The organism is Pseudomonas sp. M2(2023) (genome assembly GCF_030263955.1).
In the GTDB taxonomy this organism is placed as follows: Bacteria; Pseudomonadota; Gammaproteobacteria; order Pseudomonadales; family Pseudomonadaceae; genus Aquipseudomonas; species Aquipseudomonas asiatica.
The window spans coordinates 5,024,501-5,048,330 of the sequence record NZ_CP127114.1 but is presented as its reverse complement, the minus strand read 5'-3'; the positions used below and the strand labels follow the sequence as shown (position 1 = coordinate 5,048,330).

The following is a 23,830-nucleotide window of genomic DNA, read 5'->3' as shown; positions in this document are numbered from 1 at the left end:
CCTACAGGGAATCGCATATCTCCTGTAGGAGCGGACTTGTGTCGCGAAAGGGCCGCAAAGCGGCCCCAGGTTCCATCAGGCAATCAAGCCTGCACAGGCGCCGCCAACTGCTGCCCCATGCGCACCGCTGAACCCGCACCCAGGTTCTCCGCCCACTTCACCTGCTCCGGTCCGAACAGCACGATGGCAGTCGACCCCAGCTTGAAGCGGCCTAGTTCGGCACCTTTCTCCAGGTGGATCGGCGCGCGGCTGGCTTCGTCGTAGCGGAAGGTCTTCAGTTCACGCTTGGGTGGCGTCACCAGCCCGGCCCACACGGTTTCGATCGAAGCGACGATCATCGCGCCCACCAGCACCACGGCCATCGGCCCGCGCTCGGTATCGAACAGGCAGACCACGCGCTCGTTGCGGGCGAACAGCTCGGGGACGTTCTCTGCGGTGGTCTGGTTGACCGAGAACAGGCGGCCCGGCACGTAGACCATTTCACGCAGGGTACCGGCCAGCGGCATGTGCACGCGGTGGTAGTCCTTGGGCGACAGGTAGATGGTGGCGAACTCGCCGCCCATGAACGGCGCGGCCATGGCCGGGTCACCGCCAAGCAGCTCCTGCGCGCTGAAACCGTGGCCCTTGGCCTGGAAGATGCGGCCGTGCTCGATCGGGCCAAGCTGGCTGACGGCACCGTCAGCCGGGCAAAGGATGGCGCCCGGGGTCTCGTCCAGCGGGCGGGCACCCGGCTTCAGGGCACGGGTGAAGAATGCATTGAAGTGCTCGTATGCGCTCAGGTCCTCGACCAGCGCTTCGCTCATGTTGACCTGGTAACGCTTGGCGAACCAGGCGGTGAAGGCGTTCTTGAACCAGCGCACGCGGCACTCGGCTATGCAGCCGGCCAGCCGCGACAGCAAGTGGTGCGGCAGCAGGTACTGGCTGATGATGAACAAACGGGATTTCATGCAGGTTCCTTAGACTTCTACAGGCGTGTCCGGGTGGTTGCCCCATTCGCTCCACGAGCCGGCGTAGGCCTTGACGCGCGGGTATCCAAGGGCCTTGGCCACCAGGTAGGTGAAACCGGAGCGGCGGTGGGTCTGGCAGTGGGTGATCACTTCCTTGTCGGGGGTGATGCCCAGGTTCTTCAGGACTTCGGCGATGTCCTGGCGAATGCGCAGGTGGTCGTTGAGGTCCATGCCGGCGGTCCACTCGAAGTTGATCGCGCCGGGGATGTGGCCGCCCTTGGCTGCCAGTACTTTCTCGCCGCTGAATTCCTGCGGGCCACGGGCGTCCCAGATGACCAGGTCGTCGGCGCCCAGGCGGCTTTGCAGGTACTCGCGGGTGGCGGTTGGCGAAGTGTCGATGCGCAGGTGCACCGGCGCATTGCCGCTGGCGGGCACTTCTGTGGAGAGCTTGTCGGCGGGCCAGGCCTGGATGCCGCCATTGAGATAGTGGTAACGCTTATGGCCGATCACGTCGAGCAACCAGATGAAGCGCCCGGCCCAGCCGCCGCCCTCATCGTCATACACCACATACACGGCATCGTCACGGTGGCCGAGTTCGCTGAACAGTTTTTCCAGTTCGCCCAGGGCCGGCAGCAGGCCGGGCGCGGGGGGCTGGCCGAGCTGGGTACGCTTGCCTTCGACAAAGCGTGCGCCGGGGATATGCCCGCTGACATAGCGGTTGGCGCTGCTCAGGTCGATCAGGATCAGCTGTGGCGAATCCAGGCGCGGCAGCAGGTCCGCGGCTTCGATCACCAGGGGCAGGCCGGAAAAGTCAGTCATCCACGGTCTCCAGTGTGGAAAGAGGGGCGATTGTAGCGCAAGGCTCAGGCCTTGCGGTTGGCAAACACCGACAGCGCCCGTTCGGTGCACTGTGCGGTCTTGCCGAAGGCTTGCACGCTGATATCGGCCAGCGGCCGGCAGCCCTGGTCTGCCACCATCAGCATCAGCACCTGGTCCGTCACCGCCAGCGAGCGTAGCAGCACGTGCTCGCTGCGGAACAAGGCACGCAGCGGGGCCGGCAGCAGGGCCGAGAACTGGCTGTGGTTTTCCGGGGTGATACGCAATTGCCCGGCCTTGGCCAGCAGCTTTTGCAGCAGTTTGTTCTGCGCCACCGGCAGTACCAGCGCCCCGGCTTCCTTGGGCAGGCCGGCCATCTGCTGCACGCGCAGCTGGTCGTTGGCCTTGTCCAGGCTCAGCAGCAGTATCCGCTGCATGCCAGAGGCCAGAAGGGCCTCGATAACCTGCGTGGCCAGGTGCACGCTGTTGGTGAACGGGCTGGGCTGGGCCAGAAGGTCTTGGCACAGCTTGCGCCAGCGCGCCAGTTCGTCGCTTGTGGGAGGTGGCGGAGCCAGCATGTCTGGGTGCGGACGGCGCTGGTGCCAGGGCCAGATCAGCGCTTCGGCCGGGTGGAACAAGGCATGCTGGGCATGGCGGCGGGCGCTGGCCGCAGCCTGCTGGTGCACCTGCTGCTGCACGTCGTCCAGCGAGGTCTGCAGGTACAGTGCGGTCAGCAGCTGCCAGCGCAACAGGTGCGGGTTGTCCCAGCCCACTTGTGCCGCCAGGGCCAGGTTGTTTGCCAGCAGCACGGTGTTGGCCGGCTGGTTGAACCAGCGGCGCAGGCCAGGCTCGGCGTCCAGGCGGTGTTGCTGGCTGAGCAGGTCCGGGTCGCGGGCGATACTGAGCACCTGGGCCAGTTGTTCGCGCTCTTCCAGCAGCAGGCGGTAACCCTGGGTCACCCATTGTGGCAGGCGCCAGTACTCCGCCATGGTCTGGCACAGCTCCATGATGCGCACGCCAAACAGTTCTTCCTCGACATGGGCGGCGTCTTCGCCCTTGTGGATAACCCGCAGCTCCCAGGTATCGAGCAGCTTGGGGTAGGCCAGCGCCAGCGGCCAGAGTGGCGACAGGAACAACAGGCTGCCCCAGTGGATTTCCTGCCACAGCCGTGCCAGGCGGCTTGCGAACAGGCCGCTGGCCTGCTGCGAGGCGTGCTGGCTGATCAGCTGGAACTGGCACAGTACCGGCGGAATCTCTTCGACGGGCACTGCTGGCAGGCGCTTGAGCAGCTGTTCGCTGCGCTCCAGGCCCAGGCGGTTGAGGGCGACTTCCAGGCTTTCGGCGGGCTCTGCCAGGCTGGCATTGGTGGGGTGATTGGCTTCGCGCATCACCGACAGCACCAGCGCCGGGCTATCTTGCATCAGTTCGGCGATATCGCGCAGTGAGCGGCGGTTATCGTGGATGGCGGCCATGACCCGGTCGTAGCTGTGCTTCGGCACGGGGATGCGAACACTCTCGAGCAGCTTTACCCAGGCCTCTAGCGTACGTGGAGCCTGAGCGGGCACCTTGGTTTCAATTGGCATTTTGACATCAGTCCGAACTGGCTTTTCGCATTGAGTGGCTATAGTCTGGCGCAGTTCTGCCGATAAGTAGAAGAAGAGTTTTAAAGCTCCCGTCTCTTCCCCTGACCACGACAGCAAGTGCTTTGAACCTATGGCTAAAATTATCGGCATCATCGTCGTATTCGCGAGCGTGCTCGGCGGATACGTGCTTTCCCACGGCAAGATCGCGGCACTGATCCAGCCGTTCGAAGTACTGATCATCGGCGGTGCGGCCTTTGGTGCATTCCTGCAGGCCAACCCTGGCCACATGACCATGCACGTCATCAAGAAGTCGATGAAGATGTTCGGCTCGCGCTTCACTCACGCCTTCTACCTGGAAGTGCTGGGCCTGGTGTACGAAATTCTCAACAAGAGCCGGCGCGAAGGCATGATGGCCATCGAGGCCGATATCGAAGATGCCGCCGCCAGCCCGATCTTCGCCAAGTACCCGACGGTGCTGGCCGATGAGCGCATGACCGCGTTCGTCTGCGACTATCTGCGCATCATGTCCACCGGCAACATGGCCCCGCACGAGCTCGAGGGCCTGTTCGACATGGAACTGCTGAGCATGAAGGAAGAACTGGAGCACCCGTCCCATGCGGTGACCGGCATCGCCGACGGCATGCCCGGCTTCGGTATCGTTGCGGCGGTACTGGGTATCGTGGTGACCATGGCCTCGCTCGGCGATGGTGACCAGGCCTCCATCGGCCTCCATGTGGGTGCGGCGCTGGTGGGTACCTTCTTCGGTATTCTGGCGGCCTACGGCTTCTTCGGCCCGTTGGCCAAGTGCCTGGAGCACGATGCCAAGGAAGAGCTGAACCTCTACGAATCGATCAAGGCTTCGCTGGTGGCCTCGGCCTCGGGCATGCCGCCTTCGCTGGCGGTCGAGTTCGGGCGCAAGGTGCTGTACCCCAAGCACCGCCCAAGCTTCGCCGAACTGGAACAAGCGGTTCGCGGTCGCTGAGTCATGGAGAACAATCAGCCCATCATCGTCAAGCGCGTCAAGCGCTTTGGCGGCGGCCACCACGGCGGCGCCTGGAAAATCGCCTTCGCCGACTTCGCCACGGCGATGATGGCGTTCTTCCTGGTGCTGTGGCTGTTGTCCACGGCCACCCCGGAACAGAAGATCGCCATTGCCGGCTACTTCAAGGACCCGATCGGCTTCTCGGAAAGCGGAACGCCCTACGTCATCGACCTGGGCGGCTCGCCTCAGCTGGCGCCGGAAAAGACCATCAACCCCGAAGCCAAGTCGGAGCCGACGCCTGATACCAGCATTCAGCTGGACAAGGACCAGGTGGAGACCATGGCCGAGCAGGTCGAGCGTGAGCGTCTGGAGTTGCTGCTGCAGGAACTGCAGAACAAGGTGGAAGAGAACCCGCAACTGCAGAAGTTCAAGGACCAGATCCTGTTCGAGATCACCCAGGACGGCCTGCGCATCCAGATCATGGACGCCGAGAACCGGCCGATGTTCGACATTGGCAGCGCGCGCCTGCAGCCGTACTTCGAGGACATCCTGCTGGCGATGGCAGACACCATCAAGGCGGTGCCGAACAAGATCAGCATCAGTGGCCACACCGACGCCAAGCCCTATGCCGGCAGTGGCGAGTTCGGCAACTGGGAATTGTCGGCCAACCGCGCCAACGCCGCGCGCCGTGCACTGGTGGCCGGCGGCTACCCGGATGGCCAGGTGGCGCGGGTGGTGGGTTATGCCTCGTCGTCGCTGTTCGACCGCAAGGACCCGTTCAACCCGGTCAACCGCCGCATCGACATCATCGTGCTGACCAAAAAAGCCCAGCGCAATATCGAAGGCGAGCAGGGCGCGCCGGAAGCACCGGCTGCCGAGCCCGCGCCGCCGGCCGCTGCGGCACCGGCGGCGCCAGGGGAGGCCGGGCAGGCCCCCATGCAGCCGCGTGAATTGCGCCAGAAGCTGAACATCTTCGAAGAGGGGACGCTGAAGATGGATGAGGCCAAGGACCAGTAAACCCTTTTTCGTCTTGCGTGGTCCCTTGTGGGGGCGGCCTTGTGTCGCGAAAGGGCCGCAACGCGGCCCCGGCAATATTTGCATTAATGCTGATATCTGGGGCCGCTGCGCGCCCCATTCGCGACACAAGGCCGCTCCCACAGGATCGCGCCGCGGCTGAAGCCGGCGCAGAACCCGTGGAGCAAGCGGTCAGTAAGCGTCTTCCGGCAAACTGGCAATGATCGAGCGGTAGCTGTTCATCCGTTGCTGCTTGATACGCCCCTCGTCCAGCGCCTTGAGCAGCGCGCAGCCCGGTTCGCGATCATGCTTGCAGTCGCGGAAGCGGCAGGTGCCGAACAGGTCGCGGAACTCGATGAAACCATCCTCCACATCACTGCGGCTGACGTGACCCAGGCCGAACTCGCGGATGCCCGGTGAGTCGATCAGGTCGCCACCATTGGGGAAGTGGTACAGCCGCGCGGTGGTGGTGGTGTGGGTACCCTGGCCAGACCATTCCGACAGGTCGCCGACACGGGTGCCGGCCTCCGGCAGCAGGCTGTTGACCAGCGACGACTTGCCCACCCCCGACTGGCCGACGAACACGCTGATGTGGCCGTCGAGCATCTGCTGCAGGCGTTGCATGCCGTCACCGTGATGTGCCGAGACCTCGAGCAGCGGGTAGCCGAGCTCGCGGTAAACCTCCAGCAGCGCATGCAGGCCCGGGCCGTTCTCTTCGTTGATCAGGTCGGCCTTGTTCAGCAGCAGCAGCGGGCGAATGCCAGCGTGCTCCGCGGCCACCAGGTAACGGTCGATCAGGTTGGGGTGCGGTTCGGGCGCGGGGGCAAAGACGATCACGATCAGGTCGACGTTGGCCGCCACCGGCTTCAGCTGGCCGTGGTTGTTAGGCCGGCACAGCTCGGTGCTGCGCGGCATCTGCGCGACGATCACGCCAATTCCCTGGTTGCCCGCCCGCCATACCACGCGGTCGCCGGTAACCAGCGCCGGCAGGTTGGCGCGCAAGTGGCAACGGAACACCTGGCCCGCGGCTTCGCCGTCCTGGGCTTCCACTTCTACCTGCACACCGAAGTGCGCAATCACCAGGCCCAACTGCTCTGGCCCAAGGTCGCCACCCTCCAGTTCCTGCAGCACGTGCTGTTCGCGTTTGGCCGCACGCGCGGCGCGCTCGTTCTGGATTTTTTCGATGCGCCAGTTCTGGCGGCGATTGAGCTGGCGTTTGGCCATGAAGGTTCCGTGCGTGGGGGCAGGTTGAAAACGGCAGGCAGTTTAGCACGCCAGGCGCCGGACCATTTGGCTTACCTTCGCACCGTGAATGGGCGTGCCTTGGCCACTACGCTACTATGACGGCCTATACGAGGAGCCCCCGCATGCAAAACCCACAGAACCTGATCTGGATCGACCTGGAAATGACCGGCCTGGATCCGGACAGCGACGTCATCATCGAGATGGCCACCATCGTCACCGACAGCGAACTGAACACCCTGGCCGAAGGGCCGGTGATCGCCATCCACCACAGTGACGAAGTGCTGGCGCGCATGGACGAGTGGAACACCCGCACCCATGGCGCTTCGGGCCTGACCCAGCGCGTTCGCGAGAGCAAGGTCGACATGGCCGAAGCCGAGGCGCAGACCATTGCCTTCCTGGAGCAGTGGGTACCGAAAGGCAAGTCGCCGATCTGCGGCAACAGCATCTGCCAGGACCGCCGCTTCCTCTACCGGCACATGCGCAACCTGGAAAACTACTTCCACTACCGCAACCTGGATGTCTCGACCCTGAAGGAGCTGGCTGCACGCTGGGCACCTGATGTGCGTGATAGCTTCAAGAAGGGCAACACCCACCTGGCGCTGGACGACATCCGCGAATCGATCGCCGAACTGCGCCACTATCGCGAGCACTTCATCAAGGTGTGAGCCGAAAAGGCGCAGATATTGTATCTGCGCCCTCTTTTGGTGCCATGGGCAACTGGTTAGACTGCGCGCCTTTCTCGCACGCCCGCACGGACCCCGCACCATGTTGTTGATGCTCTACCTCATCGCCATCACCGCCGAAGCCATGACCGGCGCATTGTCTGCAGGCCGCCGCGGCATGGACTGGTTCGGCGTGGTGCTGATTGCCTGCGTCACTGCCCTGGGTGGCGGCTCGGTGCGTGACGTGCTTCTCGGGCATTACCCGCTGACCTGGGTGAAGCATCCTGAATATCTGGTGCTGACCAGCTGTGCGGCGCTGCTGACCATTTTCATCGCGCCGATGATGCGCCGCCTGCGCTCGCTGTTCCTGGTGCTCGATGCCCTGGGGCTGGTGGCCTTTACCCTGATCGGCTGCATGACCGCGCTGGAGATGGGGCAGGGCATGCTGGTGGCGTCGATCAGCGGGGTGATCACCGGGGTATTCGGCGGGATCTTGCGGGATATCTTCTGCAACGATATTCCCTTGGTGTTCCGCCGCGAGCTGTACGCCAGCGTGTCGTTTGCCGCGGCGTGGTTCTACCTGGGGTGCGTGTATTTCAAGGTGCCGGCGGAGCAGGCGATGCTGCTGACCTTGTTTGGCGGGTTCCTGGTGCGGCTGCTGGCGATTCGGTTCCATTGGGAAATGCCCAAGTTCCACTACAACGACCAGCAGTAGCTTTGACATGCGCCCCCTGTGGGAGCGGGTTCACCCGCGAACACGGGCGCAGCCCGTGCCATCCACCGCGGTGGCTTCTTCGCGGGTAAACCCGCTCCCACAGGGGGCTACGAAATGCCGTGCTGCGCCAGCGCCCACTCCACATGCTCCCTCACCAGCTCCGAGGCATCCTCGCGCCGCGCCTTCAGCGCTTCGATCACCGGGATTGTCGATGGCGCATTGCCAAGCCCCACCGCCAGGTTGCGCAACCAGCGCTCATACCCGGCCCGGCGCAATGGCCCGCCTTCGGTCTTGCGCAGGAAGGTCCTTTCATCCCACAGGAACATCTCCGCCAACTCGGCATTCTCCAGCCCGTGCCGTGGCTGGAAATCCTGCTCTTGGCTGTGCCTGGCAAAGCGGTTCCACGGGCAGACGATCTGGCAGTCATCGCAACCGAACACCCGGTTGCCCATCTTCGAACGCAACTCGACGGGGATCGGCCCCCGCAGTTCGATGGTCAGGTAGGAGATGCAGCGCCGAGCATCCAGTACGTACGGCCCGACGAAGGCCTGGGTCGGGCAGATGTCCAGGCAGGCCTGGCAGCGCCCGCAATGTTCGCTGGTGGTGGCTTCGTCCACCGGCAGCGGCAGGTCGACGAACAGCTCGGCGAGGAAGAAATAACTGCCCGCCTTGCGGTTGAGCAGCAGGGTGTTCTTGCCGATCCAGCCCAGCCCGGCCTGCTCGGCCAGGGCCTTTTCCAGCACCGGAGCGCTGTCGACGAAGGCGCGGTAGCCGAACGGGCCGATGGCTTCCTGAATGCGATCGGCCAGGAACTGCACGCGCTTGCGCACCAGCTTGTGGTAATCCCGGCCCAGGGCGTAGCGCGATACGTAGGCTTTTTCGGGCTGTGCCAGGCGCTGCGCCATCTGTGTGTCGCCCGGCAGGTAATCCATGCGCAGCGATACCACGCGTACCGTGCCAGGGATCAGTTGCTCTGGGTGTGCACGCTTGCTGCCGTGGGCATCCAGGTAATCCATCTCGCCCTGGTAGCCGGCGTCGAGCCAGCGCTGCAGGTGGTGTTCGTGTTCGCCAAGGTCTACCCCGGCGATGCCAACATGGGCAAAACCGAGTTCTTGGCCCCAAATCTTGATGGATTGGGCCAGTTGGGCGAGGTCAGGCGTACAGACGGACATGGATGGGCAAGGCAATACGGGCTCAGGTGCGTATAATTCTGCCAGACATTGGAGCCTTTGACCCCATGCCGCAGACCAAACACCCCAGCCATACCCCTCAATTGCTCAGCAGCGTGACTGTCTCGCATCTGCCGGCACGTCATGCGCATGCCCACAAAGGCGACTTCGGCCATGTACTGGTGGTCGGTGGCGACCTTGGTACCGGCGGCGCTGTGCTGCTCAGTGCCGAAGCCGCCCTGCGCTGTGGCGCGGGGCTGGTCAGTGTGGCGACCCGGCCCGAACACGTGACTGCCAGCCTGGCGCGCCTGCCGGAGGTCATGTGCCTGGGCGCCAGTTCGGCCAACCAGCTGATGGGCGTGCTGGAGCGCGCTTCGGTGCTGGTGGTCGGTCCAGGCCTGGGTCAGGCGGCCTGGGGTCGCAGCCTGCTGTCGGCGGTGGCCAATGCCGAACGCCCACAGGTGTGGGACGCCGATGCCCTGAACTTGCTGGCGCGCACCCCGCTGGCCCTGCCCAGTGGCAGCATCCTTACCCCGCACCCAGGGGAGGCAGCGCGGCTGCTGGGCATTTCCACCGAGGCTGTACAGGCGGATCGCCCGGGCGCTGCACGCAAGTTGGCGCGGCGTTACAACAGCGTCTGCGTGCTCAAGGGGGCTGGCACTCTGGTAGCCGACCCGGCCGGGCAACTGCTGTTGTGCGAACGTGGCCACCCGGCCATGGCCGGTGCCGGCCTGGGCGATGTGCTGACCGGCGTGCTGGCGGCGCTGTTGGCCCAAGGCCTGGATGCCTGGCACGCCGCGGGGCTGGGGGTATGGCTGCACGCCTGTGCCGGCGAGCGTCTGGGCGTAAAAGGTAGAGGCCTGGCTGCCAGCGATCTGGCGCCGGTCATTCGTGAGTTGTTGGAGGAGCATTCTGCGTGTCTGGCTTAAACCTGTTTCTGGCCGATGAAGCGGCCACGGTCAAATTCGGCGCACAACTGGCCGAGGTGACCGGCGGTCACGGCGTGATTTTTCTGGAAGGTGACCTGGGCGCGGGCAAAACCACGCTGTCGCGTGGCCTGATTCGTGGCCTGGGCCATACTGGTGCAGTGAAAAGTCCGACCTTCACCGTAGTCGAGCCTTACGAGATCGGTGAGGTGCGGGCGTTCCATTTCGACCTGTATCGCCTGGTCGATCCGGAAGAGCTGGAGTTCATGGGCATTCGTGACTATTTCGAGGGCGACCCGCTGTGCCTGTTCGAGTGGCCACAAAAGGGTGCGGGCGTTTTGCCAAAGCCCGACCTGACCATTACCATAAGCCCCCAAGCGGGCGGACGCTCGCTGAACCTTTCGCCGCAGGGGGCTCGCGGCGAGGCCTGGTGCGTGGCACTGGCCGAACACTATAAACAGTAAGTGGGGTAGGTATGCGCATACGCGCACTGGTCGCCATCGTTGGGCTGCTGCTGACAACGGTGACCGTTGACGCTCTGGCCGTCACTCAAGTCAAGAGCATGCGCCTGTGGCGCGCGCCGGACAACACGCGGCTGGTCTTCGACCTGTCTGGCCCCGTGCAGCATAGCGTCTTCACCCTGAGCGCACCTGATCGCCTGGTTATCGACATCAATGGCGCGACCTTGGCCGCGCCACTGAACGTGGCTACCTCCAATACGCCGATCAGCAGCGTGCGTTCGGCCCAGCGCACACCGACCGATCTGCGTGTGGTGGTCGACCTGAAAAAGTCGGTCACCCCAAAAAGCTTCACCCTGGCGCCCAATGCCCAGTACGGCAACCGCCTGGTGGTCGACCTGTACGACCAGGAGGCTGACGCCATCGCGGCCAGCGCGCCGACTCCGGCCCCGACTCCGGCACCAACGCCTGCAACCACGCCAGCAGTACCGGTGACCCCGGCTCAGCCTGCCATCAAGCTGCCGCCGGTTCCCAACGGCAAGCGTGACATCGTGGTTGCCATCGACGCCGGTCACGGCGGCGAAGACCCGGGGGCATCCGGCTCGCGTGGCCAGCATGAAAAAGACATCGTGCTGCAGATCGCCAAGGAACTGCAGCGCCAGATCAACAGCGAAAAAGGCTTCCGGGCCGAGCTGACCCGTACCGGCGACTACTTCATCCCACTGCGCAAGCGCACGGAAATCGCCCGCAAGAAGGGCGCCGACCTGTTCATCTCGATCCACGCCGACGCCGCGCCGTCCCGCGCCGCCTTTGGCGCCTCGGTGTTCGCCCTGTCCGACCGCGGCGCTACCTCCGAGACTGCGCGCTGGCTGGCCGACACGGAAAACCGTTCCGACCTGATCGGTGGTGCCGGTAACGTCAGCCTCGACGACAAGGACCGTATGCTGGCCGGCGTGCTGCTCGACTTGTCGATGACCGCCACGCTCAGCTCCAGCCTCAATGTCGGGCAGAAGGTGCTGGGCAACATGGGCCGCATTACCTCCCTGCACAAGCAGCGGGTGGAACAGGCCGGTTTCATGGTGCTGAAGTCGCCGGATATCCCGTCGATCCTCGTTGAAACCGGGTTCATCTCGAACAACAACGAAGCCGCCAAGCTGGCCACCGCCAGCCATCAGCAGGCCCTGGCCCGTTCGATCCATACCGGTGTGCGCCAGTATTTCCAGCAGAACCCGCCGCCGGGCACCTACATCGCCTGGCTGCGCGACACCGGCAAGATCGCCGCTGGCCCGCGTGAGCACACGGTGCGCCCAGGAGAGACCCTGGCGATGCTTGCCGTTCGCTACCAGGTCAGCGTCACCAGCCTGCGCAGCACCAACAGCCTCAAGACCGATGAGCTGAAGGTCGGCCAGCGCCTCGATATCCCTGCTACCACGTTGGCCTCGCAATGAGTGGCGGTTCGCGCATCCAGCTGCTCAGCCCGCGGCTGGCCAACCAGATTGCCGCCGGCGAGGTTGTCGAGCGGCCGGCCTCTGTCGCCAAAGAGTTGCTGGAGAACAGCCTGGACTCCGGCGCCCGGCGTATCGACGTGGAAGTTGAGCAGGGCGGCGTCAAGCTGCTGCGAGTGCGAGACGATGGCAGCGGCATCTCCGCCGACGACCTGCCGCTGGCCCTGGCCCGTCACGCCACCAGCAAGATCCGTGAGTTGGAGGACCTGGAAGGGGTCTTGAGCCTGGGCTTTCGTGGTGAGGCCCTGGCCTCGATCAGCTCGGTGGCGCGCCTGACCCTGACCTCGCGTACCGCCAGCGCTACCGAGGCCTGGCAGGTGGAAACCGAAGGCCGGGACATGACACCGCGGGTGCAGCCGGCGGCGCATCCGGTGGGTACTTCGGTGGAAGTGCGCGACCTGTTCTTCAATACCCCGGCCCGGCGCAAGTTCCTCAAGGCCGAGAAAACCGAATTCGATCACCTGCAGGAAGTGATACGGCGCCTGGCGCTGGCGCGCTTCGATGTCGGCTTCCACCTGCGCCACAACGGCAAGAGCATCCTCAGCCTGCATGAGGCCCACGATGAAACCGCCCGTGCGCGGCGGGTGGGCGCCATCTGCGGCCCGGGCTTCATGGAGCAGGCGCTGCCGATCGACGTGGAACGCAACGGCCTGCGCCTTTGGGGCTGGGTCGGCCTGCCGACGTTCTCGCGCAGCCAGGCAGACCTGCAGTATTTCTTCGTCAACGGCCGTGCGGTGCGCGACAAGCTGGTCGCCCACGCCGTGCGCCAGGCCTACCGCGACGTGCTGTTCAATGGTCGGCACCCGACTTTTGTGCTGTTCCTGGAGTTGGAGCCCAACGGCGTCGACGTCAACGTGCACCCGACCAAGCACGAAGTGCGTTTCCGCGAGGGGCGCTCGGTTCACGACTTCTTGTATGGCACCCTGCATCGCGCCCTGGCCGATGTGCGCCCTGAAGACCAGTTGGCGGCGCCAGCTGCCGTACCCGAAGTGGTCCGCGCCACGGGCCAGCAGGCCGGTGAGTTCGGCCCCCAGGGCGAAATGCGCCTGGCCTCGCCGGTGCTCGAGCAGCCGCGTGGCCCGCAGCAGTCATTCTCCAGCGGTGGTAGTGGTGCGGGTTACCAGTATCAGTACACGCCGCGCCCCTCGCAGCCGCTGCCGGCCGCCGAGGCACAGGCGGTGTATCGCGAGTTCTACAAACCGCTGGATGACGGCGCGGTGCCGACGACGCTGCCTGAAAGCCAGGGCGATATTCCACCGCTGGGCTACGCGTTGGCGCAGCTCAAGGGTATCTACATCCTGGCCGAGAATGCCATTGGCCTGGTGCTGGTAGACATGCACGCCGCTCACGAGCGCATCATGTACGAGCGCCTCAAGGTGGCCATGGCCAGCGAAGGCCTCAGCGGCCAGCCGCTGCTGGTGCCCGAGACCCTGGCCCTGAGCCAGCGTGAAGCAGACTGCGCCGAAGAGCACGCGCAGTGGTTCCAACGGCTGGGTTTCGAACTGCAGCGTCTGGGCCCCGAGACCTTGGCTATCCGCCAGATCCCGGCTTTGCTCAAGCAGGCTGAGGCCAACCGCCTGGTGCAGGATGTACTCGCCGACCTGATGGAATACGGCACCAGCGACCGTATCCAGGCGCACCTCAACGAGCTGCTCGGTACCATGGCCTGTCACGGTGCCGTGCGCGCCAACCGGCGCCTGGCGATCCCCGAGATGAACGCCCTGCTGCGTGACATGGAAAACACCGAGCGCAGCGGCCAGTGCAACCATGGTCGCCCCACCTGGACCCAGATGGGCCTGGACGACCTGGACAAACTCTTCCTGCGCGGTCGATGAAATGAGCGGCAAGCCCCCTGCAATATTCCTGATGGGCCCGACGGCGGCCGGCAAGACCGACCTGGCCATCGAGCTGACCAAAGTACTGCCGTGCGAGCTGATCAGCGTCGATTCGGCGCTGGTCTACCGCGGCATGGACATCGGTTCGGCCAAGCCCTCCAAAGAAATCCTCGCCGCCCACCCGCACCGGCTGATCGACATTCGCGACCCGGCCGAAAGCTATTCGGCTGCGCAGTTCCGTGCCGATGCCCTGGAAGCCATGGCCGAGATCACCGCACGCGGCAAGATCCCGTTGCTGGTGGGCGGCACCATGCTCTATTACAAGACGTTGATCGATGGCCTGGCCGATATGCCGGCGGCCGATGCCGCGGTGCGTGCCGAGCTGGAAGCCCAGGCCGAAGCGCTGGGGCTGGCCGAGTTGCACCGCCAGTTGGCCGAGGTTGACCCTGAGTCGGCGGCGCGTATCCACCCCAACGACCCGCAGCGATTGATCAGGGCGTTGGAGGTTTACCGGGTGAGTGGCGAGAGCATGACGGCACATCGACAGCGTCAATTCGCGGAAAGTCGCGGCGCAGACGCAGGCGCTGGCGGACATTTGCCCTATACTGTCGCGAGTTTGGCGATTGCTCCTACAGATCGTCACATTTTGCATCAGCGAATTGCGTTACGATTTTCACAGATGCTGGAACAGGGCTTCGTCGACGAGGTCCGATCGCTGCGAGCCAGAAGTGACTTGCACGCCGGGCTGCCGTCTATACGGGCAGTGGGGTATCGGCAGGTCTGGGATTACCTGGACGGCAAGCTGACTGAGAATGAGATGCGTGAACGCGGTATCATTGCCACCAGGCAGCTGGCCAAGCGGCAGTTCACCTGGTTGCGTGGCTGGCCTGAAGTACACTGGCTTGACAGCCTGGCCTGCGACAATCTGTCCCGCACCTTGAAATACCTTGGGGCCATCTCCATATTGAGCTGAGTCCCTGCTGATTGCCGTCTATTCTTGCGAAGGGGCGGCCTAATTTATCGATTTTCTTGATTTTCTATTATTTATCCTTACAGGAGTGCGGCATATGTCAAAAGGGCATTCGCTACAAGACCCTTACTTGAACACCTTGAGAAAAGAAAAGGTCCCGGTATCCATCTATCTGGTCAACGGCATCAAACTGCAGGGTTCGATCGAGTCCTTCGACCAGTTCGTGGTACTGCTGAAGAACACCGTCAGCCAGATGGTCTACAAGCACGCCATCTCGACCGTGGTTCCTGCCCGTCCGGTTCGTCTGCCAAGCCCGTCCGATTCCGAACATGGCGACAGCGAGCCAGGCAACGCCTGATAGGAGCCTGCATTGTTCTTTGAGCGCCACGGTGGTGGTGAGCGGGCGTTGCTCGTTCACTTGGAAGGTCAGAACCCTGAGGCGCGCGAAGACCCGCAGGAGTTTCAGGAACTGGCATTGTCGGCCGGTGCCGACATCGTCTCGCTGGTCACGGTGGCAAGGCATCAGCCTTCCGCCAAATACCTGATTGGCAGTGGCAAGGTCGAAGAGTTGCACGACCTGGTCCATGCCGAACAGGTAGACCTGGTGATTTTCAATCACACCCTCACGCCCAGTCAGGAGCGCAACCTCGAGCGTGTGTTCGAGTGTCGTGTGCTCGACCGTACCGGGCTGATCCTCGATATCTTCGCCCAACGGGCGCGCACCCATGAAGGCAAGCTGCAGGTCGAACTGGCCCAGCTCGAGCACATGAGCACGCGGCTGGTGCGCGGCTGGACCCACCTTGAGCGACAGAAGGGAGGTATCGGCCTGCGCGGCCCGGGTGAAACCCAGCTGGAAACCGACCGCCGCCTGTTGCGGGTGCGCATTCGCCAGATCAAGTCACGCCTGGAGAAGGTGCGCAGCCAGCGCGAGCAGGCACGCCGCGGGCGCAAGCGTGCGGACATTCCGTCGGTATCGCTGGTGGGTTATACCAACGCCGGCAAGTCCACGCTGTTCAACGCCCTGACAGAATCCGAGGTGTATGCCGCGGACCAGCTGTTCGCCACCCTCGACCCGACCCTGCGCCGGCTCGAACTGACCGACCTGGGGCCGATCGTGCTGGCCGACACCGTGGGCTTCATTCGCCACCTGCCGCACAAGCTGGTCGAGGCATTTCGGGCTACGCTCGAAGAGTCGAGCAACTCCGACTTGTTGCTGCATGTGATCGACGCCCATGAGCCGGAGCGCATGGAGCAGATCGAGCAGGTGCTGGCGGTGTTGGGCGAGATTGGCGCCGAAGGGTTGCCGATCCTCGAGGTGTATAACAAACTCGACTTGCTCGAAGATGTCGAGCCGCAGATCCAGCGCAATGCCGATGGCAAGCCGGAACGGGTCTGGGTATCGGCACGCGATGGGCGTGGCCTGGAGTTGGTCGGCCAGGCGATTGCCGAGTTGCTGGGGGATGATCTGTTTGTCGGTACCCTGTGTCTGGAGCAGCGTTTTGCCCGCTTGCGCGCGCAATTCTTTGCCTTGGGTGCCGTGCAGAGTGAAGAGCATGATGAAGAAGGGCGCAGCCTGCTGAGCGTGCGACTGCCCATGGTCGAACTGAATCGCCTGGTCAGCCGCGAAGGCATGGAGCCGCAAGTGTTTGTCGAGCAACACACTTTGCAATAAATGCTCGTCGAGGTCGCCGGGCAGCAGTGACAGGCATTCTGTAGCATTGGACGGCGCGCCGTGGGCGCGTCTTTGCTTTATCAGATGGAGAGCGCTATGGCTTGGAACGAGCCGGGTGGCAACTCGAACAATCAGGATCCCTGGGGCGGTCGCCGGAATGGCGGTGGCGGCGGTGGTGACAAGAAAGGTCCACCGGACCTGGACGAGGCCTTCCGCAAATTGCAGGACAGCCTGAACGGCATGTTCGGCAGTGGCAAGAAACGTGGCGGCGGTGGCCGCAATGTCGGCAAGGGCGGTGGCCTGGGCCTGCTGGGCATCGGCCTGGCGGTGCTGGCTGCTATCTGGCTGTACAGCGCCGTGTACGTGGTGGACGAGCAGGAGCAGGCCGTGGTGCTGCGCTTCGGCAAGTACTATGAGACGGTCGGCCCCGGCCTGAACATCTACTTCCCGCCGATCGATCGCAAGTACATGGAGAACGTCACGCGCGAGCGTGCCTATACCAAGCAGGGCCAGATGCTGACCGAAGACGAGAACATCGTCGAGGTACCGCTGACCGTCCAGTACAAGATCAGCAACCTGCAGGACTTCGTGCTCAACGTCGACCAGCCTGAGGTCAGCCTGCAGCACGCGACCGAGAGTGCCCTGCGCCATGTGGTGGGCTCCACCTCGATGGACCAGGTGCTGACCGAAGGTCGTGAGCAGATGGCCGTGGATATCCGCGAGCGCCTGCAGCGTTTCCTCGACACCTACCGTACCGGTATCACTGTCACCCAGGTCAACGTACAGAGCGCGGCTGCCCCGCGTGAAGTGCAGGAAGCCTTCGACGACGTGATCCGAGCCCGTGAAGACGAGCAGCGTGCCCGCAACCAGGCCGAGTCCTACGCCAATGGCGTGGTACCGGAAGCCCGTGGTCAGGCCCAGCGCATCATCGAGGACGCCAACGGTTACCGCGACGAAGTCATTGCCCGCGCCAAGGGTGAGGCCGACCGCTTCACCAAGCTGGTCGCCGAGTACCGCAAGGCACCTGACGTGACCCGTCAGCGCCTGTACCTGGAGACCATGCAAGAGGTCTACAGCAATTCGAGCAAGGTTATGGTGGCAACCAAGGACGGGCAGAACAACCTGCTCTACCTGCCGCTGGACAAGATGGTCGAAGGCAGCCGCAACCCGTCCGCGCCGACCACCAGCGTGTCGCCATCGGTCAACGATGCGGCCGCCCGTGCGGCGCAGGACCTGCAACAGCAACAGCAGCCGCTGCGCACTAGGGAGAGCCGCTGATGAGCAACAGATCGCTGATCGCCCTGATCGCCGCCGTGGTCCTGGCCATCGTGGCCTGGAACAGCTTCTACATCGTGTCCCAGACCGAGCGTGCGGTATTGCTGCGCTTCGGTAAGGTAGTCCAGGCGGATGTACAGCCGGGCATGCACGTGAAGATTCCGTACGTGAACCAGGTGCGCAAGTTCGACGCCCGCCTGATGACCCTCGACGCCCCGACCCAGCGGTTCCTGACTCTGGAGAAGAAAGCGGTGATGGTCGACGCCTACGCCAAGTGGCGCGTCAAGGACGCCGAACGTTTCTACACCGCCACATCCGGCATGAAACAGATCGCCGACGAGCGTCTGTCGCGTCGTCTGGAAAGCGGCCTGCGTGACCAGTTCGGTAAACGTACCCTGCATGAAGTGGTTTCCGGTGAACGTGACGCGCTGATGGCTGACATCACTGCTTCGCTGAACCGCATGGCCGCCAAGGAGCTGGGTATCGAGGTGGTCGACGTGCGCGTCAAGGCCATCGACCTGCCGAAGGAAGTTAACCGCAGCGTGTTCGACCGCATGAGCACCGAGCGTGAACGTGAAGCCCGTGAGCACCGCGCCAAGGGTAACGAGCTGGCTGAAGGTATCCGTGCCGATGCCGATCGTCAGCGCCGCGTACTGCTGGCTGAGGCCTATCGCGAAGCAGAGGAAACCCGCGGTGACGGCGACGCCCAGGCGGCCGCCATCTACGCCAAGGCCTACACCCAGGACGCTGATTTCTATGCGTTCTACCGTAGTCTGCAGGCGTACCGCGAGAGCTTCTCGAGCAAGAGCGACGTGCTGGTCCTGGATCCGAAGAACGAGTTCTTCCGCTTCCTGGACAAGAGCAGGCCGTGATGCTCAGGCCCTGATTTTCATGCGGCGGCGCCCCGCCTGGCAGCTAAAACGCCAGGCGGGGTGCATCCTGAATGAAAAGGGGTGTATGATGAGGCAGCCGGGAAATTTCCCGGCTTTTTTGCGTCTGCAAGGTTGATTGGCAAACCGCCAGTTGGCGGATTGGTCAGGTCGCAAGGCAATTCGAGGGTGTCGGGTACGGTGGCTGCGCTGGGATCAGTGCTGCCCGCTGCTGTGCGCGATACCGGCTTTACTGACGGCTCGCCTGCTGGCAAGCCGCCCGGACCAGAGGGGAAATGGCGTAATGGCAACGGTAGACCGCTGGCTGCTGCCAGATGGCATCGAGGAAGTACTGCCACCTGAGGCCGCGCGCATCGAGATCGCGCGCCGCCAGGTGTTGGACCTGTTCCAGAGTTGGGGCTACGAGCTGGTCGTCACCCCGCATATCGAGTACCTGGAGTCGCTGCTCACCGGCGCCGGCCAGGACCTGGATCAGCGCACCTTCAAGGTAGTAGACCCGCAGTCCGGTCGCCTGATGGGCTTCCGCGCCGACTTCACCCCGCAGGTGGCGCGCATTGACGCCCACACCCTGCGCCGTGAAGGCCCGAGCCGCCTGTGCTATGCCGGCAGCGTGCTGCACGCCCAGCCGCGTGCCCTGTCCACCTCGCGCAGCCCGATCCAGCTGGGTGCCGAGCTGTACGGTGATGCCAGCCCCACCAGCGATGTCGAAGTCATCAGCCTGATGCTCGCCACGCTGCAGCTGACCGATGTGCCGGATGTGCACATGGACCTGGGCCACGTCGGTATCTACCGCGGCCTGGCCCGTGCTGCCGGCCTGTCCGGCGCGGTCGAGCAGCAGCTGTTCGACGCCCTGCAGCGCAAGGCCGTGGATGAGGTTCAGGTGCTGACCGCCGACCTGCCGAAGGACCTGGGCAACATGCTGCGCGCGCTGGTGGAACTGTGCGGTGGCCGCGAAGTGCTGGCCGAAGCTCGCGTGCGCCTGGGCCGTGCCCCGGCCAGCGTGCTGGCGGCGCTGGACGACCTGCTGGCGATCGCCGATCGCCTGGCGTCACGCTTCCCGGACCTGCCGCTGTACTTCGACCTCGGCGAGCTGCGCGGTTACCACTATCACACAGGCGTGGTGTTCGCCGTGTTCGTGCCGGGCGAAGGCCAATCGATCGCCCAGGGCGGGCGCTATGACGACATCGGCGCCGATTTCGGCCGGGCCCGCCCGGCCACCGGTTTCTCCACGGATTTGAAGACCCTGGTCACACTGGGGCGAGCGGAGGTCGTATTGCCAACTGGCGGCATCTGGATGCCGGACAGTGGCGACGCGGCCCTCTGGCAGCAAGTCTGCCAGTTGCGCAACGAGGGCCAGCGTGTGGTCCAGGCCCTGCCTGGCCAGCCGTTGAGTGCTGCTCTCGAGGCGGATTGTGATCGGCAATTGATTCAGCAAGACGGGCGCTGGCAGGTTCTGCCGCTGGCCCAGTGAGTTTCTGCGCCGGCAGTAGGCCGGCAACCAAGTTTGCGTGAATGAGGACCAATGTAATGGGTAAGAATGTCGTCGTCCTGGGCACCCAGTGGGGTGATGAGGGCAAAGGCAAGATCGTCGATCTGCTGACCGAACATGCTGCCGCCGTAGTGCGCTACCAGGGTGGCCACAACGCGGGTCACACCCTGGTGATCAACGGTGAAAAGACCGTTCTGCACCTGATTCCGTCCGGCATCCTGCGTGAAGGCGTACAGTGCCTGATCGGCAACGGCGTGGTCGTTGCCCCAGATGCCCTGATGCGTGAAATCACCAAGCTGGAAGAGAAGGGCGTACCGGTGCGCGAGCGCCTGCGCATCAGCCCGGCTGCGCCGCTGATCCTGTCGTACCACGTTGCCCTGGACCAGGCCCGCGAAAAAGCCCGTGGCGAAGCCAAGATCGGCACCACCGGCCGTGGTATCGGCCCAGCCTACGAAGACAAGGTCGCACGCCGCGGCCTGCGCGTGGGCGACCTGTTCCACCGCGAGCGTTTCGCCGCCAAGCTGGGTGAGCTGCTGGACTACCACAACTTCCAGCTGGTGAACTACTACAAAGAGCCGGCCATCGACTTCCAGCAGACCCTGGACGAATGCATGGCCTACGCCGAACAGCTCAAGCCGATGATGCTCGACGTCACCGCCGAGCTGCACAACCTGCGTCGCGCCGGCAAGGACATCATGTTCGAAGGCGCCCAGGGCTCGCTGCTGGACATCGACCACGGTACCTACCCGTACGTCACCAGCTCCAACACCACCGCTGGCGGTATCTCCACTGGTTCTGGCGTTGGCCCGATGTACCTGGACTACATCCTGGGTATCACCAAGGCCTACACCACTCGCGTAGGTTCCGGTCCGTTCCCGACCGAACTGTTCGACGAGACTGGCGCTACCCTGGCCAAGCGTGGCCATGAGTTCGGCTCCACCACCGGCCGTGCGCGCCGTTGCGGCTGGTTCGATGCCGTGATCCTGCGTCGCGCCATCGACGTCAACAGCATCTCGGGCATCTGCCTGACCAAGCTGGACGTACTGGATGGCCTGGAAACCATCAACATCTGCGTTGGCTACAAGAACGAGAACGGTGCCGTCATCGACGCGCCTTCCGATGCCGACAGCTACATCGGCCTGGAGCCGGTGTACGAAGAGATGCCAGGCTGGAGCGAGTCGACCCTGGGCGTGAAAACCCTGGAAGAACTGCCAGCCAACGCTCGCGCCTACATCAAGCGCATCGAAGAGCTGATCGGCGCGCCGATCGACATCATCTCCACCGGCCCGGACCGCAACGAGACCATCGTTCTGCGTCATCCGTTCGCCTGATCTGCCTTCCAGGCTGATCTGACGCCGTGGCCCTGAAAGGGGCTGCGGCGTTTTCATTTGTGGGGTCTGCCTGTCCCGGCCCTTTCGCGGGTAAACCCGCTCCCACAGGTCCTGCACAGCCCTCAGGACCTGCGCGGTCCATGTGGGAGCGGGTTCACCCGCGAAGAGGCCCGTGCGGGCAACCTCATTGCTAGACCTTGGCACATTTCCCTGCTGCCGCCGGCACAACCCTTGCTGTAAGAAGTTTCTGAAGATGCCATCAAAATAGTGGCGCCAGAAAACACGAGGGTTACACCGTGTCTGCCATCCTCTCACTGTTACGAAGCCGCCTTTTGCGGCCTGTGTTTGTTGCCCTTGGTATCGCTCTTTTGGTGCAGGTGCTGGTCGCCGTTGCGCTTACCCGAAGCACGGTCACCGCCCTGGAAGCCGACCTGGGTGAACGCCTGGGCAATGACAGCCGCCAGCTCGCCAGTGAGCTGGAGCAAGCCGGGCAAGATGTGCGCTCAGGCCTCGACGGCCTCTCCAGCAGCACCCGCCAGCGCCTGAGTGCAGGTTTGTCGGCACGCCTGCAAAGCGAGCAGCAGCAGCTGCGCAGCACGCTGGAGAAGAACCTCAAGGACTCCGCCAACGATATGGCCGAGCTGCTGGCGTCGGTCGCACCGCGGGCGATATGGGACAACGACGTGCCGGTGCTCTCCGACTTCGCGCGCCGCGCCCAGCGCAACCCCAACGTGCTGTTTGTGGTTTACGACGACGCTCAGGGCCAGCACCTTACCCGCTACCTGAACCGGCAGAACCCGATCAACCAGGCGTTGATGGAAAAAGGTCAGGGCGAGCGTGCGCTGGACAAGGTGATCGACGCGGCACGGCGGGACCCGGCGGTGTACTTTGTCGAGGCCTCGATCAGCCCCAATGGTGCGGAAATCGGCAAGGTGGTGATGGGTGTTTCCACGGCTGGCATCGACCAGGAGCTCAAGGCGCTCGACCAGCGCTTCGCCGCCCTTATCACCAGTGGTGAGCAACTGGTCGGTGACAGCCTTGTCGGTGCTGCGGCCGAGAGTGGCAACACCCTGCGCGAGCGTTTGGAAAAGGCCCAGGGCAGCGCCGCCGCGATGCAGGCCAATACAGCGCAGACGGTTCGCGATGCTGCTGCAGAGCTGCGTTGGCGCATCGGCCTGGGGCTGGTGCTGGTCGGCCTAGGGGTGCTGCTGGTGGTAGCCGTGGTGCTTGGCCGGCGGGTGTTGAGCAAGCTGCGCCTGCTGATCGCTGCACTCGACGACCTCGCTGCCGGTGAAGGCGACCTGACCAAGCGCGTGCTGCTCGACAGCCGCGATGAAATCGGCGACATGGCCTCGGCGGTGAACCGCTTTGTCGACAAGCTGCAGCCCATCGTGCGCGAGGCCGGCGAGGTGGCGCAGCGTACCGGCGTTGAGATTGGCGCAATGGCCCAGCGCAATGCCGGCGCCGATGCTGCCGCTGCGCTGCAACGCGATGAAGTGGCGGCCAGCCTGCGCGACCTGTCAAGCATGGCCGACGAGGCCCAGGCTGAAAGCCACGCGATGCAGGCAGCCCTGCAGCAGGTGGTGGATATCCGCCAGGCAACTGACGAGAACAGCCGCACATCAACCCAGCTAGCCGGTTTGATCGAGAACCTGGCCGGGCAGGTGGAGGCCGGCTCCCAGGTGATCGAGCGCCTGGCCAAGCAGAGCGAGCAGATCGAAGTGGTGCTGACGGTTATCCACGGCATCGCCGAACAGACCAACCTGCTGGCCTTGAACGCGGCCATCGAAGCCGCCCGTGCTGGCGAAACCGGGCGCGGGTTTGCCGTGGTGGCCGATGAGGTGCGGGCGCTGGCGAGCAAGACGCAAAGTTCCACGGGAGATATCCAGGCGCATATCGCCGCGCTGCAAAAGGGCGCCAAGGAAGCTGTGGCAACTATCAGCCAGGCCGGGCTCAAGGCTAGCGAAGGGTTGCTGGTGCTGCGTGACAACGAGCGTCGCCAGCAGTCGGTGCAGGCGGCGGTGGAGCAGGTGCATGCAGCCATCGGCCTGGCCACCCGCGCGGCCGAGCAGCAGGCGAATGGGGCGCAAGCTGTGCGTGGGCGGGTGGAGACTATCCATGCTCAGGCTGAGCGCTCGGCTGAAGTGGTGATGCAGACCACGGCCAGTAGCAAGGTGCTGGATGATCTGGCGGCTCAGTTGCGCGCCAGCCTGGGCCAGTTCAGAGCTTGATCATGTAGATGCGCTTTTGTGTAGGTGCCTTTTGAGAAAGCTTCTGGGCTGGGAGGTGTTGGCCGCAGTATTTTCAGCGCCTATGAGATCGAGCGCCGCGCGGGCGGCGCTCGAT

At 64.1% G+C, this 23,830-nt stretch carries 21 protein-coding genes and 1 pseudogene; 17 read left to right on the top strand and 5 right to left on the bottom strand.

What is annotated here, in order from left to right; translation table 11 throughout:
• Positions 1-83: 83 nt before the first annotated feature.
• From asd to QN085_RS23225, 3 genes are read right to left on the bottom strand one after another with little or no spacing between them, the layout of a single operon-like run.
• Entirely contained in the window at positions 84-947 is an 864-nt protein-coding gene (gene asd / locus QN085_RS23235; protein WP_013974449.1) for an archaetidylserine decarboxylase, read from the bottom strand.
• Between the two features lie 9 nt (positions 948-956).
• On the bottom strand, positions 957-1,766 hold the full coding sequence (locus QN085_RS23230) for a rhodanese-like domain-containing protein (protein ID WP_013974448.1): 810 nt from the start codon (positions 1,764-1,766) through the stop codon (positions 957-959).
• Between the two features lie 44 nt (positions 1,767-1,810).
• Positions 1,811-3,346 carry an HDOD domain-containing protein gene (locus tag QN085_RS23225; protein ID WP_024087814.1) on the bottom strand — a complete coding sequence of 512 codons (1,536 nt, stop codon included), beginning with the start codon at positions 3,344-3,346 and terminating at the stop codon, positions 1,811-1,813.
• A 130-nt stretch (positions 3,347-3,476) separates the two neighbouring features.
• On the opposite strand from QN085_RS23225, the gene motA reads away from it, so the two are divergent.
• A complete protein-coding gene (gene motA, locus QN085_RS23220) occupies positions 3,477-4,328 on the top strand; it encodes a flagellar motor stator protein MotA (RefSeq protein ID WP_015272014.1) in 852 nt (283 codons plus the stop codon).
• A 3-nt stretch (positions 4,329-4,331) separates the two neighbouring features.
• Positions 4,332-5,345 carry a flagellar motor protein MotB gene (motB, locus tag QN085_RS23215; RefSeq protein ID WP_013974445.1) on the top strand — a complete coding sequence of 338 codons (1,014 nt, stop codon included), beginning with the start codon at positions 4,332-4,334 and terminating at the stop codon, positions 5,343-5,345.
• A gap of 189 nt (positions 5,346-5,534) precedes the next feature.
• On the opposite strand, the gene rsgA is transcribed toward motB, so the two are convergent.
• A complete protein-coding gene (gene rsgA / locus QN085_RS23210) occupies positions 5,535-6,566 on the bottom strand; it encodes a small ribosomal subunit biogenesis GTPase RsgA (RefSeq protein ID WP_013974444.1) in 1,032 nt (343 codons plus the stop codon).
• Between the two features lie 143 nt (positions 6,567-6,709).
• Here rsgA and orn point away from each other — a divergent pair, with 143 nt between their 5' ends.
• Positions 6,710-7,252 (top strand): oligoribonuclease, encoded by a 543-nt coding sequence (gene orn / locus QN085_RS23205; protein WP_013974443.1) that lies wholly within the window; start codon positions 6,710-6,712, stop codon positions 7,250-7,252.
• Positions 7,253-7,352: 100 nt separating this feature from the next.
• Positions 7,353-7,964, top strand: a complete 612-nt coding sequence (locus QN085_RS23200) for a trimeric intracellular cation channel family protein (protein WP_013974442.1) — start codon at positions 7,353-7,355, stop codon at positions 7,962-7,964.
• Between the two features lie 107 nt (positions 7,965-8,071).
• Here the strand turns inward: QN085_RS23200 and queG are convergent, their stop codons facing one another.
• Complete coding sequence (gene queG / locus QN085_RS23195) at positions 8,072-9,136, bottom strand: tRNA epoxyqueuosine(34) reductase QueG (protein ID WP_013974441.1); 1,065 nt, start codon at positions 9,134-9,136, stop codon at positions 8,072-8,074.
• A 65-nt stretch (positions 9,137-9,201) separates the two neighbouring features.
• On the opposite strand from queG, the gene QN085_RS23190 reads away from it, so the two are divergent.
• The 13 genes and pseudogenes from QN085_RS23190 to QN085_RS26065 all read left to right on the top strand — a co-directional run bounded on the left by QN085_RS23190 (position 9,202) and on the right by QN085_RS26065 (position 23,715).
• Positions 9,202-10,062 (top strand): NAD(P)H-hydrate dehydratase, encoded by an 861-nt coding sequence (locus tag QN085_RS23190; RefSeq protein WP_024087813.1) that lies wholly within the window; start codon positions 9,202-9,204, stop codon positions 10,060-10,062.
• 2 nt (positions 10,063-10,064) lie between these two features.
• Complete coding sequence (gene tsaE / locus QN085_RS23185; protein WP_206695211.1) at positions 10,065-10,523, top strand: tRNA (adenosine(37)-N6)-threonylcarbamoyltransferase complex ATPase subunit type 1 TsaE; 459 nt, start codon at positions 10,065-10,067, stop codon at positions 10,521-10,523.
• Positions 10,524-10,534: 11 nt separating this feature from the next.
• Positions 10,535-11,965, top strand: a complete 1,431-nt coding sequence (locus tag QN085_RS23180) for an N-acetylmuramoyl-L-alanine amidase (protein WP_013974438.1) — start codon at positions 10,535-10,537, stop codon at positions 11,963-11,965.
• Positions 11,962-13,857 carry a DNA mismatch repair endonuclease MutL gene (mutL, locus tag QN085_RS23175; protein ID WP_013974437.1) on the top strand — a complete coding sequence of 632 codons (1,896 nt, stop codon included), beginning with the start codon at positions 11,962-11,964 and terminating at the stop codon, positions 13,855-13,857. Before QN085_RS23180 ends, mutL begins: the two co-directional genes overlap by 4 nt.
• Position 13,858: 1 nt before the next feature.
• A complete protein-coding gene (gene miaA / locus QN085_RS23170; protein ID WP_023663498.1) occupies positions 13,859-14,830 on the top strand; it encodes a tRNA (adenosine(37)-N6)-dimethylallyltransferase MiaA in 972 nt (323 codons plus the stop codon).
• A 94-nt stretch (positions 14,831-14,924) separates the two neighbouring features.
• The gene (hfq, locus tag QN085_RS23165) at positions 14,925-15,185 is read left to right on the top strand and encodes an RNA chaperone Hfq (protein WP_003258160.1); all 261 of its coding nucleotides are present in this window, start codon (positions 14,925-14,927) and stop codon (positions 15,183-15,185) included.
• Between the two features lie 12 nt (positions 15,186-15,197).
• The gene (gene hflX, locus QN085_RS23160) at positions 15,198-16,499 is read left to right on the top strand and encodes a ribosome rescue GTPase HflX (RefSeq protein ID WP_023663497.1); all 1,302 of its coding nucleotides are present in this window, start codon (positions 15,198-15,200) and stop codon (positions 16,497-16,499) included.
• Positions 16,500-16,595: 96 nt separating this feature from the next.
• A complete protein-coding gene (hflK, locus tag QN085_RS23155; RefSeq protein WP_024087812.1) occupies positions 16,596-17,777 on the top strand; it encodes an FtsH protease activity modulator HflK in 1,182 nt (393 codons plus the stop codon).
• Positions 17,777-18,646, top strand: coding sequence for a protease modulator HflC (gene hflC / locus QN085_RS23150; RefSeq protein ID WP_013974432.1), 870 nt, complete (start codon positions 17,777-17,779; stop codon positions 18,644-18,646). Before hflK ends, hflC begins: the two co-directional genes overlap by 1 nt.
• A 301-nt stretch (positions 18,647-18,947) precedes the next feature.
• Positions 18,948-20,135 carry an ATP phosphoribosyltransferase regulatory subunit gene (locus QN085_RS23145; protein WP_013974431.1) on the top strand — a complete coding sequence of 396 codons (1,188 nt, stop codon included), beginning with the start codon at positions 18,948-18,950 and terminating at the stop codon, positions 20,133-20,135.
• A gap of 56 nt (positions 20,136-20,191) precedes the next feature.
• Positions 20,192-21,484, top strand: coding sequence for an adenylosuccinate synthase (locus QN085_RS23140; protein WP_013974430.1), 1,293 nt, complete (start codon positions 20,192-20,194; stop codon positions 21,482-21,484).
• A 632-nt stretch (positions 21,485-22,116) separates the two neighbouring features.
• Positions 22,117-22,809, top strand: a pseudogene (locus tag QN085_RS26070) (methyl-accepting chemotaxis protein); the annotation flags it as partial.
• 21 nt (positions 22,810-22,830) lie between these two features.
• Entirely contained in the window at positions 22,831-23,715 is an 885-nt protein-coding gene (locus QN085_RS26065) for a methyl-accepting chemotaxis protein (RefSeq protein ID WP_374709148.1), read from the top strand.
• Positions 23,716-23,830: the final 115 nt, after the last annotated feature.